This is a genomic window from Salinarimonas soli (genome assembly GCF_008386575.1).
GTDB classification, from domain to species: Bacteria; Pseudomonadota; Alphaproteobacteria; order Rhizobiales; family Beijerinckiaceae; genus Salinarimonas_A; species Salinarimonas_A soli.
Window position 1 is genome coordinate 1 of sequence record NZ_VUOA01000179.1, and the last position, 363, is coordinate 363.

General features: G+C 47.1%; 1 protein-coding gene. It reads left to right on the top strand.

The features are described from left to right. Nucleotides 1–343: RNA-dependent RNA polymerase family protein (locus F0L46_RS26690; protein ID WP_210247702.1), on the top strand; the 343-nt coding region annotated here is incomplete at its 5' end. Nucleotides 344–363: the final 20 nt, after the last annotated feature.

Sequence of the window (363 nt, forward strand, 5' to 3'; positions counted from 1 at the left end):
AAGTATGATGAACAAGGTGAAGACCGTGCTAGCGGTTCACCTCCATCACCTTTTCACCGCGTCCTTGGAATCAGGTGGTGTCCCTGACGACTTACGGATCGCAGACGTGACTCCCATTTTTAAGGCCGGTGAGAGGACAGAGTGCAGCAATTATATACCGATGAGTTTGACGTCCGTTCCGGGCAAACTGCTCGTGTCTATAATAGGAGACAGGATTTCTGTTCATCTTGAAGAGAATGAGCTCATAGGGAGGAGTCAGCACGGCTTTCTTCGCGGGAAGTCTTGTTTGTCAAATCTTCTAGAGTTCTTTGACTTTATCTTAATTAAGGGGAACTTGAACTGACCAGAGCAGTTGACTTCTAC